At 65.5% G+C, this 12590-nt stretch carries 13 protein-coding genes and 1 pseudogene; 6 read left to right on the top strand and 8 right to left on the bottom strand.

Translation table 11 applies throughout. The features are described from left to right. Positions 1 to 9: 9 nt before the first annotated feature. The 3 genes from J7I92_RS18135 to J7I92_RS18145 all read left to right on the top strand — a co-directional run bounded on the left by J7I92_RS18135 (position 10) and on the right by J7I92_RS18145 (position 1632). Positions 10 to 564: an SRPBCC family protein gene (locus J7I92_RS18135; protein WP_214842808.1), complete on the top strand. Its 555-nt coding sequence runs from the start codon at positions 10 to 12 to the stop codon at positions 562 to 564. Positions 565 to 637: 73 nt separating this feature from the next. Then, the gene (locus tag J7I92_RS18140) at positions 638 to 850 is read left to right on the top strand and encodes a hypothetical protein (RefSeq protein ID WP_214842810.1); all 213 of its coding nucleotides are present in this window, start codon (positions 638 to 640) and stop codon (positions 848 to 850) included. Between the two features lie 401 nt (positions 851 to 1251). After that, on the top strand, positions 1252 to 1632 hold the full coding sequence (locus J7I92_RS18145; protein WP_214842812.1) for a VOC family protein: 381 nt from the start codon (positions 1252 to 1254) through the stop codon (positions 1630 to 1632). Positions 1633 to 1675: 43 nt separating this feature from the next. Here J7I92_RS18145 and J7I92_RS18150 read toward each other — a convergent pair whose 3' ends face one another. Then, positions 1676 to 1867 (bottom strand): hypothetical protein, encoded by a 192-nt coding sequence (locus J7I92_RS18150; protein WP_214842814.1) that lies wholly within the window; start codon positions 1865 to 1867, stop codon positions 1676 to 1678. Between the two features lie 23 nt (positions 1868 to 1890). On the opposite strand from J7I92_RS18150, the pseudogene J7I92_RS18155 reads away from it, so the two are divergent. The 3 genes and pseudogenes from J7I92_RS18155 to J7I92_RS24020 all read left to right on the top strand — a co-directional run. Further along, positions 1891 to 2463, top strand: a pseudogene (locus J7I92_RS18155) (NAD(P)-dependent oxidoreductase); the annotation flags it as partial. Positions 2464 to 2482: 19 nt separating this feature from the next. After that, positions 2483 to 2761 (top strand): anion permease, encoded by a 279-nt coding sequence (locus tag J7I92_RS24015; RefSeq protein WP_251040120.1) that lies wholly within the window; start codon positions 2483 to 2485, stop codon positions 2759 to 2761. Between the two features lie 124 nt (positions 2762 to 2885). Next, positions 2886 to 3107: an SLC13 family permease gene (locus J7I92_RS24020; protein WP_251040121.1), complete on the top strand. Its 222-nt coding sequence runs from the start codon at positions 2886 to 2888 to the stop codon at positions 3105 to 3107. A 149-nt stretch (positions 3108 to 3256) separates the two neighbouring features. Here J7I92_RS24020 and J7I92_RS18165 read toward each other — a convergent pair whose 3' ends face one another. The 7 genes from J7I92_RS18165 to J7I92_RS18195 all read right to left on the bottom strand — a co-directional run bounded on the left by J7I92_RS18165 (position 3257) and on the right by J7I92_RS18195 (position 12529). Then, the gene (locus J7I92_RS18165) at positions 3257 to 4411 is read right to left on the bottom strand and encodes a glycerate kinase (RefSeq protein ID WP_214842816.1); all 1155 of its coding nucleotides are present in this window, start codon (positions 4409 to 4411) and stop codon (positions 3257 to 3259) included. Between the two features lies 1 nt (position 4412). After that, positions 4413 to 5897, bottom strand: a complete 1485-nt coding sequence (dctA, locus tag J7I92_RS18170) for a C4-dicarboxylate transporter DctA (RefSeq protein WP_214842818.1) — start codon at positions 5895 to 5897, stop codon at positions 4413 to 4415. A gap of 145 nt (positions 5898 to 6042) precedes the next feature. Continuing rightward, positions 6043 to 7140, bottom strand: a complete 1098-nt coding sequence (locus J7I92_RS18175; RefSeq protein ID WP_214842820.1) for a tartrate dehydrogenase — start codon at positions 7138 to 7140, stop codon at positions 6043 to 6045. A gap of 117 nt (positions 7141 to 7257) precedes the next feature. Further along, a complete protein-coding gene (locus J7I92_RS18180) occupies positions 7258 to 8190 on the bottom strand; it encodes a LysR family transcriptional regulator (RefSeq protein WP_214842822.1) in 933 nt (310 codons plus the stop codon). 105 nt (positions 8191 to 8295) lie between these two features. Beyond that, positions 8296 to 9810, bottom strand: a complete 1515-nt coding sequence (locus J7I92_RS18185; protein WP_214842824.1) for a carboxyl transferase domain-containing protein — start codon at positions 9808 to 9810, stop codon at positions 8296 to 8298. Between the two features lie 2 nt (positions 9811 to 9812). Beyond that, on the bottom strand, positions 9813 to 11060 hold the full coding sequence (locus tag J7I92_RS18190) for a CaiB/BaiF CoA-transferase family protein (RefSeq protein ID WP_214842827.1): 1248 nt from the start codon (positions 11058 to 11060) through the stop codon (positions 9813 to 9815). Between the two features lie 59 nt (positions 11061 to 11119). Next, positions 11120 to 12529 (bottom strand): SLC13 family permease, encoded by a 1410-nt coding sequence (locus J7I92_RS18195; protein ID WP_214842829.1) that lies wholly within the window; start codon positions 12527 to 12529, stop codon positions 11120 to 11122. Positions 12530 to 12590 lie beyond the last annotated feature (61 nt).

The following is a 12590-nucleotide window of genomic DNA, read 5'->3' on the forward strand; positions in this document are numbered from 1 at the left end:
GCGGTCGTCATGGGCAGCGCGGACTATGAATTCCTGACCGTCTGGCGGGTTGCCGGCACGTCCGATGACGTGGTGGCCATCCTTGGCGACGCCAGCTTGCTTCCCCGTTGGTGGCCGTCGGTCTATCTTGCCGTCGAACCCGTGGGCGCGATATCGAAGAGCAGCCTGGCCCCCGGCATCCCAAGTCCCGTGCTCCTGCATACGAAAGGCTGGCTGCCCTACACACTTCGCTGGACCATGACGGTCACTGAGCCTGTCACCAACCACGGGTTCGCCCTTGCCGCGGCCGGGGACCTGAATGGAACAGGCCGCTGGACGTTCGAGCAGGACGGGCCGGAAACAGTGATCACCTACGATTGGCGGGTCAGTGCCGCAAAACCGCTACTGCGGCGGTTGAGTTGGCTGCTGAAACCGGCCTTCGCCGCCAACCACCGCTGGGCCATGGCCCGCGGCCAAGAGAGTCTCGCTCTTGAGCTGCGTCGACGGCGGCACCGCGATGACCCGCAGTCCGTTCCGCCGCCGCCCCGCGCCACGTTCCGGCAGCTGTCGCACAATAAAACCTAGCGGCGCGGGCGCTGCCGACGTCCAGTGCGTGACTGCGGGAGTAGGGTTTGCCTTAGCTGACGAAGGGGTCCATATGAGCTACAAATTCCGTACCGTCCGGGTTCGCGGCACCGACCTGGTTGGAACCATTGCGCGCAAACACGGGAGCGGGTCCGAGATCTACGAAACCTCAAAGGATCCGAGCACTTCAGTTGTTCCGGTGTTCTTCCAGGCAACGGGCGAAGTCCGTTTCTTCGACAGGTCAATCCTCGAGGACGTGGTGACGCCTGCCGGCGAGCACTCCTAAGGCATCCTCAGGCCCGGCACCACGGCACGTAGCGTGGCCGTCATGACGGAATCTGCCGGAAGCTCCAGGGCGGCGATGGCATCCCACAGTCATCTTTCCCCAGGTGCAGTCATCCGTGGATTGTCGCCGAGAGATCTTTCCGCCAAGGCGCCCTGAACCTTCGCATCGGCCGCAGGCTTCCCCTTGCTATTCCCGGGGACCCGATCTGAGTACATAATGACGGTATGAACGCCGGGAAGACTCTCGTGCAGGCCGTTGCCAAGGCCGCGAAGAACCCCGGCGGCTGTCCCGGTGCCGCGCGACGATTGCGTGAGCCGGGCGCCGGCGAGGGCCGGCAAAGCTGCCTCGCAGGCGCCGCCTTCGGGGCGGGTATCTCCACCTTCAGATGAGGAGAATTCGAAATGCTCAAGGACTGTGAAGTGGCCGCGGTGCTCCCTGCCAAGGACATTGCCAGGGCACGTGATTTCTATCAGAACGTGCTGGGACTCGATGAACCGCAGGTCATGGACAACGAAAACCTGATGTATCGCTGCGGGAACGGAACAGGTTTCCTGCTCTATCAGACCGATAACGCGGGCACCGCGAAAAACACCCAGATGGGCTGGCTCACGGACAACCTCGAAGCCGAGATGGAAGAACTGCGGGGCCGCGGCCTCACCTTCGAGGAATACGACTTTCCCGGCCTGAAAACTGAGAACGGCATCGCCACCAACGCCGTGGGCAAGGGCGCCTGGTTCACGGATCCGGAGGGAAACATCTTCAGTATCTACCAGAACCTGTAGCCGTATTGCCCTGCGTCCGGCGTTCCAGGGGAATTTCCCCGGGTCACGCCTCCCGCCAGAGAGGCAGGGGCACCACACTGCGGCTGCGCCCGGACTCGTCCAGCAGGTGGCCGAGCCTCTTGTAGGTGCGCACCACTGCCTGGCGGGCAACCACCGTACTTCCCGGCGCCCTGGCTGCGAGTTCACGTTCGTGCCCTTGGACCTCCAAGTAGTCCCGGACCCACAGCGTGACCACCAGGTTCTGGGCACCCAGAACCTGCTGGCCGCTGGCAGTCCACTGTCGGCTTTGAGCTTGCCGGCAAGACCCTAGGGGTCCTTGGTTTGGGCAAAATCGGGACCCGGATCGCCGCCTACGGCCGGGCCTTCGGCATGGACGTCGTCGCCTGGAACCCCAATCTCACCGGCGAGACAGCCTCCCAGGCCGGCGCCACGAAAGTTGACAAGGACGCACTCTTCCGGGATTCGGACGTGGTCTCGGTGCACGTGCGTCTTTCGGAGCGCTCGCGCGGAGTCGTCGGCGAAGACGAACTCCGGCTCCTGGGGCCAACGGGCATACTGGTCAACACCTCCCGTGGACCCCTCGTCGACGAGGATGCCCTGGTCCGCGGACTGAACGATGGCTGGCTCGGCGGCGCCGCCCTCGACGTCTACGACGTCGAGCCGTTGCCCGCCGGCCATCGCCTGCTGTCTGCACCGCGGACTGTCCTGACGCCACACTTGGGATACGTTACGGAGCAAAGCTACCGGCAGTTCTACGGCGGCGCGTTCGAGGACGTGCTGGCCTGGCTCAAAGGCAGTCCGATACGGCTGCTGACGGCTTCGGACCGCTGATGCCGGGTTACTGTCACCCATGACGGAGGTTCGGCTGGCCTCGGTTCTGCTGGGCGTGATCATCCTGTGGATCTGCGAACCGGTGCCCGTCCCCGTGGGAGGCCTGGGGGTGGCCGCCGTGGTGATCCTCGGTGTGGCCCCGGCCAGTGCAGCCGTGGCCCCGTTCGGCTCTACGACGATCTTCACCTTCATCGGCGCGCTCATCCTCGCCCAGGCGATGCTCAACACGGCATCGCGCAACGGCTCGCTTTTGCCGTGCTCTCCATCCCGGGCGTGGCCAGGTCCACCTATCGCGTGATCCTCGCCTTCGGCGTCATCACCTGCCTGTTGTCCGCCTTCGTGTCGAACACGGCAACTGTGGCCATGCTCAAGCCCACCGCCCTGGGCATCCTCGCGGTCATCAACTCATGCAGGACCGCGGCATGGTCCGGGCCGACTTTGATCCGCTTCAACTGCGGGTCGGAGCGGCGCTGATGCTGATGCTGGCCTACGGCGCCAGCGTCGGAGGCCTACTCACGCCGGTGGGGTCGCCGCCCAACCTCATCGGCCGGGGCCTCATCGAGGAGGCCACCGGGGAACGCATTTCCTTCGCCCAGTGGACCGCCACTGCAGCCCCCAGAACCTCAACATCACCAACCTCGTAGCCATCACCGCCTTCTCCGCGATTTTGGCCGTCCTCATCTCTGAAACGAACAGCAACACTGCCTCCGCCGCCGTCGTCGTACCGATCGTCATTCCGCTGTGCCAAGCGATGGGGATTGATCCGTTCGTGCCCGCGCTGGGCGACGACCCGTTACAGGAGGCTGGATGCGATGTCTTTGCCGATCCGGCGGAGCAGCGCGGCCGAAAGTCGGGAGTCCTTGGAGGAGTCCTGATCGGTGTATTCAGCCAGCGTGTACACCCGGGTGAGGGCCATTTCGGACCACCGCTCCTCCGGGAGCAGGGAGCGTCCGGCGACGCCGATGATCGGCAGGGTTCCGGACCGGCGGGCGACGGCGGCGGGCAGCTTCCCGGCCAGCGTCTGTTCGTCGATGCTGCCCTCGCCGGTGATGACGACGGCGCAGCCGTCCATGCGCGCGTCAAAGTCCAGCAGGTCCAGGAAGTAGTCCGCCCCGGAGACCTGCTGTGCGCCCAGCAGCAGGCAGGCATAGCCAATGCCGCCGGCGCTTCCAGCGCCTTCGTGCCCTGCCAACGCCGCGGCATCCGTGAATCCGGCGCCGGACAATGCGGAAACCAGGTGCTCCAGCCCGGTGTCGAGCGCTGAAACGTCCGCAGCCGAGGCGCCTTTCTGGGGTCCGAACACCGCCGGTGCTCCCTGCGGGCCGGTCAGCGGGTTGTGGACGTCACTGGCAAGGATGAGTTCCGTGCTGGCAAGCTCGGGAAGGACGCTGCCCGATAGCGAGTGAATCAGGCACAGGTTCCGGCCGCTGCCCTCGAGGGTGTGGCCGTCCGCGTCATGGAAGCTGTAGCCGAGTGCCGTGAGCATTCCCATCCCGCCGTCGGTGCTGGCGCTGCCGCCCAGGGCCAGGACGATCCTGGCAGGGTTCAGGCTGAGGGCGAACAGGACGGCCTCGCCGAATCCGCGGCTCGAGGCGTCCAGCGGCTGGGGCTTTCCGTCCGGGAAGAGCCCAAGGCCGCAGGTGTTGGCGACCTCAACGACGGCGGTGACGCCGTCGAACGCGATACTGGCTGGCACGTGCTGGCCGGTGGGGCCGGCGACGGTGTAGCTGCGCCGGGTGAAGCCGGAGGCGACGGCGGCGTCAACGCTGCCGTCACCCCCGTCTGCGAGAGGAAGGATCTCGCAGTGCACCGTCCCGTTCCCGGTTCCGGCGGCGGAGCGGAGGCCCGCTGCCAGGGCGTCCGCTACTTCGCCGGCGGTGAGGCTGCCTTTGAATTTATCGGGGGCGATGAGAGCCCGCACGGTTTTGGGGGTGGTTGTGTTGGTCATGTCAAACGGTTTCCGAGTACGCGCGGCGGCGGTCAGCGGAGGGGGAAGGTTCGACGTCGGCAGCGTGCCTGGGTGTCGGATCTGCGGTTCCATGGGGGTTCCGTGAGTGATGCCCATACTCTGTCAGGTCATCGTCGATGTCGGTCACCTCGTCGAGGTGGATGGGGTCCTCTGCCGGCATGGGCTCGACGGTTTCGCCGTTGAAGACGCGGCGGGCCCGGTCGGCGTCGAGGGTGCGGTCCCACCAGGCGATGAACAGGGTGGCCACGGCGTTGCCGGTGAAGTTCACGATGGCGCGGCACTCGGACATGAACTTGTCGATGCCGAAGATGAGCATGATGCCGGCGGCGGGGATGGTACCGATGGTGGTCAGCGTGGCGGTCAGGGCGATGAAGCCGCCGCCGGCGACGCCCGCCGCACCTTTGGAGGTCAGCAGCATGACGGCGAGCAGGCCCAGTTGCTGGCCGAGGGTCAGGTCCGTGTTGGTAGCCTGGGCAATGTAGAGGGCAGCGAGGGAGAGGTAGATGGCGGCGCCGTCAAGGTTGAAGCTGTAGCCGGTGGGGACGACGAGGCCGACGGTTTCCTTCTTGACGCCGGCGTGCTCGAGCTTGCGCATCAGGCCCGGGAGGGCCGGTTCGGCGGTGGAGGTGCCCAGGATGAGCATGTATTCCTCTTTGAGGTGGCGGATCATCTTGAAGATGTTCAGCTTGAGGAAGGCCATGACGGAGCCGAGGACCACCACGATGAAGAGGATGGAGGTGATGTAGAACAGTGCGATAAGCCCGCCCATGCTGGTGAGCGAGGAGACGCCGTACTTGCCCACAGCAAAGGCCATGGCGCCGAAGGCGCCGAGCGGGGCAGCCTTCATGATGAAGCCCAGGATCTTGAACATCACGCCGGTCAGGCGCTGCACGCCGTCCAGGACCGGTGCTCCCACCTTCCCCATGGCGTTCAGGGCGATGCCGAAGACGACGGCGATGAAGATGATCTGGAGGATGTCGCCTTCGACGAAGGGGCCGACGATGCTGTTCGGAATGATGTGGGTGAGGAACTGCCACCATTCCTGGTGGGCGCCGGCGTCGATCAGCTTCGCTGCGGAGTCCGACGTCTTGATGGTGCTGGCGTCAGCGTTGACGCCGTCTCCGAGGCGGAAGATGTTGATGGCCACCAGGCCGAAGATCATGGCGAAGATGGTGCCGATCTGGAAGTACGTGAGGGCTTTCAGACCCGTCATGCCGACCTTTTTCAGGTCGGCGACGCTGGCGATGCCGCCGACGATGGTCAGGAACACAATTGGTCCGATGAGCATCTTCATCGAGTTCACGAAGGTGGTGCCGATTGGTTCCATGGCGATGCCGGCGGTCGGTGCGAGCCAGCCGACGAGAATGCCGATGAGGATGGCAGTCAGTACCCAGAAGTACAGCTGCTTGTACCAGCGTGTCTTGGGGGCCGGTGTTACGGTGCCGGCCGTGGTGATGTGGTCCATGATTCCTACCTCGTTGTGGAATGTAACTGGAGCGGGCTTGATGATGGGAGCATGACGGAGTGGACGGCGGCGGTGTGTTGAACCGCCGTCCACTCCGGGCTGTGTACTGACCGCCGGGATTGGTCCGGCTGGTCGCGCGTTCTGGCTAGACGGGGGCCAGGGTGTGGGTGAGGGCCTTGATGATGGCCTCGGTGACGTCATCGGTGTTGGCTTCGCCGCCGACGTCGCGGGACAGGTACCCGGCGGCCGTGGTCTGCTCGATGGCGGCCTCTACCTGGCGGGCTTCCTCGTGCAGGCCGAAGTGGTCCAGCATCAGGGCGGCGCTGGCGATCGCACCGATCGGGTTGCTGATTCCCTTGCCGGCAATGTCCGGGGCCGAGCCGTGGACCGGTTCGAACATGGACGGGAAGCGGCGCTCCGGGTTCAGGTTCGCGCTGGCCGCCAGGCCGAGGCTTCCGGCCAGCGCCGAGCCCAGGTCCGAGAGGATGTCGGCGTTCAGGTTCGATGCCACGACGACGGAGAGGTCTTCGGGACGCAGGATGAACTTGGCGCTCATGGCGTCCACCAGGACGCTTTCGGTCTGCACGTCCGGGTAGTCCAGCGCGATGCGGTTGAAAACTTCGTCCCAGAGGACCATGCCGTACTGCTGGGCGTTGGACTTGGTGACCGAGGAGACCTTTTTGACGGTGCGGGTCCGGGCGAGGTCGAACGCGAAGCGCATAATCCGCTCGCAGCCCTTTTCGGTGAACAGGGCGGTCTGCAGGGCGACCTCGTTGCCGGGGCCGCGGCCGCTGAGGTTCCGGCCGCCGAGGCCCGCGTACTCGCCTTCGCTGTTCTCGCGGACAACGATCCAGTCGAGTTCGGTGTTGTCGGCCTTTCGGAGCGGTGACTGGATGCCGGGAAGGAACTTCACCGGGCGGATGTTGGCCCACTGGTCAAAGTTCTGCGTGATGTTCAGGCGCAGGCCCCACAGGCTGATGTGGTCCGGAACGTTTTCCCAACCGACCGCGCCGAAGTAGATGGCGTCGAAGTCCTTGAGGGCCTCCAGCCCCTGGGGGTCCATCATCTGGCCGGTCTTTTCGTAGTAGCCGCAACCCCACGGGAACTCCGTCCATTCAAAGCCGAACTTGCCGTTGGAGTTCTCTGCCAGGGCATCCAGGACGCGGCGGCCAGCGGAAACGACTTCCTTGCCGACTCCGTCTGCGGGGATTGAAGCGATGCTGAATTTCTGGGTGGCGCTCATGTGCCTACCTCCTCGTTGAGTCTGTTAGCAGCGTCACACTGCCCTTCCTCTTCAAGTAGAAGGCCTGCCCCTATACGGCGTCCAAGACCAAGATTCGATACGGCAAATAGGTTGAGCCTATTGGTCGGACGCGTTATGGGACCGGACCGGTGCATCCCCAGGGCCGGCTGCAACGTGGAGCTCCGCCACCTTCAGGAACGCCCGGGCAGCGGGCGTCAGGTCTTCCTTGCGGCTCAGGATGGCGACGTCGAGCTGGGAGACCGGTTCGATCAGGAGCGTGCGCAGCCCGGCCTTCTGCGCCGTGGGCGCCCATGAGGAAGGCATCACGGCATGTCCCACGCCGGCGAGCACCAGCGGCAGGATTGAGGTCCGGTGCGCGACCTCGACGACGATCTCCGCGTTGACGCCGTGCGCCAGCGCGTCGTCCACGAGCCACCGCATCAGCGATCCACGCTGGCTGACGATCAGCCGGTGCCCGCCCAGGTCCTGCCGCTGGATCCCGGCTCCGGGCTGGAAGGTGTCGGCCTGCGGATTGACGATGAGGATCAGCGGCTGGCGCTCCAGGTCCAGGACCTGGACCCCCGGGACACGGATGGGCGTTGAGGACCCTGCCAGTCCAATTTCGGTGCTGCCCGTGCGGACGGACTCAATCACTTCCTCCGGCGTAAAGGCGGCGCTGATGTTGAGCCGGATGGAGGGATGCAATCGAGTGAAGCCGGCGATCATCGAGGTCAGCGGCTCGATTCCCGGTGAGGGCATGGTGATGATGTCCAGGCGGCCGCTGCGTACCCCCTGCAGTGCCCGCACCGCGGACTGTGCGGCGTCAAGGTCCCGCATCACCAGGCGCGCCGGCCCCACGAGTTCCTTGCCGGCCTCGCTGAGGACCGCCCTGCGGCCGATACGGTGGAAGAGCGGCACGCCGAGGTCCTTCTCCAGGCCGGCGATGGTCTGCGACAGGGAAGGCTGGGCGATGAGTAGATGCTCGGCCGCACGGTTGAATCCGTCATGGTCAACAACGGCCAGGAAATACTTCAGCTTCCGTGTGTCCACGCCGGCCCCTTCATTGATTAGCTCCTTTGGGCTCCCCGCGCGACGCACCGGATGGTTACGTGCGCGCCGCGCGGAAGCATAGACAGCCTACGCCCGGCGGAACGGCTACACGATGAGCCCGCCCAGGTCCCGGTATTTTGCCAGCCGACGCGGCAGCAGTTGGTGTATTCCGGCGGAGGACAGGCTGGCGAGCTCATACTCGATGGCCTGTCCCATCCGCTGGCAAAATGCTTTTCCCTCGAGGGAGGCGTCGCCGCGTTCGTCCACGATGTGCTCCACCAGGCCGCTGGCGTGGAGCGACGCGACGTTGACGCCCTGGGCTTCGGACATGGCAGCCGCGAAGGCGGTGCTCCGATGGACGATGGCACTTGCGCCTTCGGGCGGCAGCGGGGACAGCCACGCGTGCTGGGCTGCGATGGTGCGGTCCGCGGGCAGGAGGGCAAGCGCCCCGCCCCCGGCACCCTGGCCCAGGAGAACCGACACAGTGGGCGACTTGAGTCCGATGAGGTCGTGCAGGGACCGGGCGATCTCGCCGGCCAGCCCGCCTTCCTCGGCTTCCTTGGACAGTGCCGCCCCGCCGGTGTCGATGACCGTCAGCAGAGGCAGTCCCAGTTCCTCGGCCAGCCGCATCCCGCGCCGGGCCTCCCGCAGGGATGCGGGTCCCATCGCCGTCTGCTGCGAGGGCCTGGGCCGGGTGTGGCCGATGACGACGCAGGACTCCCGCCCGAAGCGGGCCAGCGCAAGCTGAAGGCCGGGGTCTTTTTCCCCCTGCCCGGTGCCGTTGAGCGGCAGCACGTCACGGGCGCCGTGGGCGAGCAGTTGACGAAGGTCCGGCCTGCGCGGGTTCCGGGAGATTTCGATTGATTCCCATGCGCCGGCGCCGGACGGTTTGACCGACAGGCTGGCGGGACGCGCCGGCCGCCCGGGCGCGCCCGTGACCAGGATGCTCAACGCGCGGTCGACGACGTCGGACAGTTGCCAGGGCGGGACCACCGCGTCGATGAGCCCCTTGTCGAAGAGGTTCTCGGCCACCTGGACATTCTCCGGAAACTTTTTGCCGTACAGGGCCTCGTAGACGCGCGGCCCGAGGAAGCCGAGCAGGGCGCCGGGTTCGGCGACAGTAATGTGGCCCAGCGATCCCCACGACGCCATGACCCCTCCTGTGGCGGGGTGCCGGAGGTACACGAGGTAGGGCAGCCCGGCCTGGCGGTGGGCACGCACTGCCGCGCTTATTTTCACCATCGAGAGGAAGGCGATGGTTCCTTCCTGCATGCGCGTGCCGCCCGACGCCGGTCCCGCCAGGAGCGGCAGTCCCTCCCGGGTTGCCCGTTCGACGGCGGTGGTAATGCGTTCCGCTGCGGCGAGGCCAATGGAACCGGCCAGGAAACGGAATTCACTGACGATGACGGCCACCCGGCGTCCGCGGATGAGGCCCTCGCCGGTGAGGACGGATTCGTCCACACCGGTTTTTGCCCGGGCTTCTTCCAGTTCCTGCCGGTATTCCGGGCTCGGATCGGGGTCCGCCACGGGTGCGTCCCAGCTGCGGTACGAACCCGGATCGAGCACGGCAGTGATAAGTTCCGTTGCGTCCAGGTGCCGGACCTTTTGTTCCGTCAGCATGTTCAGCGCCCTTCCCTGGCCGACCCTGCGGCTGTGCCGGTAACGGCGGCCGGCACCAGTCCGAGCCACTGCCGGATCTGCTCGCCGTCCTGGTCCAGCAACGGCGGCGCGGTGTGAGTTTTCACTGTGGTTTCCGCAGCATCGGCGGAGCTGAAGAACCGCAGCGGCGGACCGGGCAGGCTCACGGTGCCCAGGATCCTGTGGTCGACATTGATCACCAGCCCCTGCGAATGGACCTGCTCCCACTCGTACACTTCGTCCAGGGTGCGGACCTTGCCTGCGGGGATGCCCGCATCGTCGAGCTTGGCGAGGAGCGGCCCGGCCTCGACATCGGAGAAGGCACGCTCCACTTCTTCGATGACCTTTTCGCGATTGCGCACGCGGTCCGCGTTGGTGGCGAACTCGGGCCGGGCGGCATCGATTCCAAAGGTCGTGGCGAAGGTGTTCCAGAGTTTTTCGCTGCCCACGCTGATCTGGACCCGGCCCTGCCGGCAGTGGAACAGGCCGTACGGGGCGATGGAGGGGTGATGGTTGCCCTGTGCCCGGGGGACTTCGCCGGCAACTGTGGCCCTGGTGCCTTGGAACGCGTGCACCCCGATAAGCGCGGCGAGCAGTGACGTGCGGACAATCTGGCCCTGGCCCGTCCGCTCGCGCTGCAGCAGCGCCGCCAGCGTACCGAATGCGCCGTACATGCCGGACAAAAGATCGGCGATCGGAACTCCCACCCGCTGCGGGTCATCCGGGCCGGCCCCGGTAAGGGACATCAGGCCGGCTTCGCCCTGCAAGATCTGGTCGTAGCCGCTGCGCCGGGATTCCGGTCCGTCGTGCCCGAAGCCCGTGATGGAGAGGATTACAAGTGCCGGATTCAGGGCGTGCATTTCCGCTGCCGAGAAGCCTAGGCGGTCCAGGACACCGGGGCGGAAGTTCTCTATGACGACGTCGGCGCGTTCCAGCAGCTCGCGCAAAACTGTCCGCCCGTCGTCGCTCTTCAAGTCCAGGGCGATGGATTCCTTATTCCGGTTGCAGGACAGGAAGTATGTTGCCTGCGGATCGTCCTCGGGGCCGACGAAGGGCGGCCCCCAGCCGCGGGTATCGTCACCCGTTCCGGGGTTCTCCACTTTGATGACCCGGGCGCCAAGATCAGCCAGCATCATGCCGGCGTGAGGTCCTGCCAGGGCCCGGCTCAGGTCCACCACGAGGTAGCCCGAGAGGGGACCGTCGGTCCGGGGCGTGAATTCAGTGCTGTCCATGGGGTTTCCTTCTCTTGCTTGTTGGTGCCTGCGAATGCTCTGCGGATGAGGACGTCCGATTACAGCCAGCCGGGAACAACCATGACCAGCCAGGCGATGGCGGGCCCAGCCACAACGACGATGCCGCTGTACGCCAGGATCTGCTTGTAGAACCTGTCCTTGTCCACGTCTTCGGGCGCGTTTGCCAGCACCAGGGCTCCGTTGGTGGAGAACGGGGAGACGTCGACGATGGTGGAGGCCACGGCCAGCGCTGCGATGACGCCGACGGCACCGACTTCCCCCGTGGCCAGGAACGGCACAGCCAGGGGAATGAGGGCAGCCAGGATGGCGGTTGAGGAAGCGAAGGCAGAGACCACCCCGCCGATGTAGCAGATCAGCAGCGCTGCGAGCAGCGGCATGCCAAGCTGCGCAACGCCGTCGGACACGAACTTGATGGTGCCTGCTTCTTCGAGGACTCCGACAAAGGTGAGCATGCCGCAGAGCAGCAGCACCGTGGACCAGCTGATTTTGTTGACGGCGCCCTTCTGGGCCGCCGGCGATACCAGGGCCAGAACCATGGCGATGGTGATGGAGACGAATCCGACGTCCACCTTGAAACCCAGGGAGATCACGGCGAGGGCGATCAGGCCGAGGATGGTTACGAGCTGCGGAGCGGAGGCGCGTGCGTTGGCGACGGTCTGTTCGCCTGCCCCGGGAGAAGAATTCTTCGCCTCGCCGCTGCCTCCAGTGGTGCCTTTGGACGACACACGCGCGGAGGAAATGTCCGTTCCGGAGCCCTGCAGGGTAACACCGGCGGCGCGGGCGCCCACGCTCATGGCCATGCGCTTCTCGGCGGCCTGTTCCACCAGCCGGCTGCCGGTGGAAGACCGGAACTTGTTGCTGCCGAGAACGATGAACAGTACCAGTGCAATGGCCAGGTTGAAGATGAAGCTTGCCAGGAAGATCGCCATCGGGCTGGCTTCCAGCTCCGTCTTGGCAATGATGCCGTTGACAGTGACGCCGTAGACGGCGATGGGGGAGAACCCGCCGGCCTGCGCTCCATGGATCACCATCATGCCCATCATCAGCGGGTTGATTTTGTGCTTTGCCGCGAAGCTGAGAGCGATCGGCGCGATGATCGCGACGGCTGCCGGCGAGAGGGCGCCAACTGCCGTGATGACGGCGGTGATTGCAAACATGATCCACGGGATCAGGGCCACTTTGCTGCCAACCAGGCGCACCGCGCCCCGGACCAAAAGGTCGATGGTGCCGTTGTTCTGCGCGATGGCGAACAAGTATGTGACGCCGACTATTGTCAGGAACAGTCCGCCGGGGAAATTGGCGAGGATGTCGCTAGTGGACATTCCCAGGACTACGGAGCCCAGCAGGAATGCTCCGACAAAGGCCAGGGCGCCCATGTTGAGGGGCAGGACGGTGGCGAGCAGGAACATCACCGCCAGGATGATGATGGACAGGACAGGAGCGGACATCTTTGTACCTCCGGATCGGACATGCGGTTTTGGTTGGGGAAAGCTTCGACTGGCTTAGTGG

Source organism: Arthrobacter sp. ISL-72 (genome assembly GCF_018613755.1).
Taxonomy (GTDB): domain Bacteria; phylum Actinomycetota; class Actinomycetes; order Actinomycetales; family Micrococcaceae; genus Arthrobacter.

Excerpts from the sequence above, each read along its gene's own strand:
- J7I92_RS18135 (WP_214842808.1), top strand. The coding sequence starts at position 10 with ATGGGCAGCGCGGACTATGAATTCCTGACCGTCTGGCGGGTTGCCGGC.
- J7I92_RS18140 (WP_214842810.1), top strand. The coding sequence starts at position 638 with ATGAGCTACAAATTCCGTACCGTCCGGGTTCGCGGCACCGACCTGGTT.
- J7I92_RS18145 (WP_214842812.1), top strand. The coding sequence starts at position 1,252 with ATGCTCAAGGACTGTGAAGTGGCCGCGGTGCTCCCTGCCAAGGACATT.
- J7I92_RS24015 (WP_251040120.1), top strand. The coding sequence starts at position 2,483 with ATGACGGAGGTTCGGCTGGCCTCGGTTCTGCTGGGCGTGATCATCCTG.
- J7I92_RS24020 (WP_251040121.1), top strand. The coding sequence starts at position 2,886 with ATGGTCCGGGCCGACTTTGATCCGCTTCAACTGCGGGTCGGAGCGGCG.
- J7I92_RS18165 (WP_214842816.1), bottom strand. The coding sequence starts at position 4,411 with ATGACCAACACAACCACCCCCAAAACCGTGCGGGCTCTCATCGCCCCC.
- dctA (WP_214842818.1), bottom strand. The coding sequence starts at position 5,897 with ATGGACCACATCACCACGGCCGGCACCGTAACACCGGCCCCCAAGACA.
- J7I92_RS18175 (WP_214842820.1), bottom strand. The coding sequence starts at position 7,140 with ATGAGCGCCACCCAGAAATTCAGCATCGCTTCAATCCCCGCAGACGGA.
- J7I92_RS18185 (WP_214842824.1), bottom strand. The coding sequence starts at position 9,810 with ATGCTGACGGAACAAAAGGTCCGGCACCTGGACGCAACGGAACTTATC.
- J7I92_RS18190 (WP_214842827.1), bottom strand. The coding sequence starts at position 11,060 with ATGGACAGCACTGAATTCACGCCCCGGACCGACGGTCCCCTCTCGGGC.
- J7I92_RS18195 (WP_214842829.1), bottom strand. The coding sequence starts at position 12,529 with ATGTCCGCTCCTGTCCTGTCCATCATCATCCTGGCGGTGATGTTCCTG.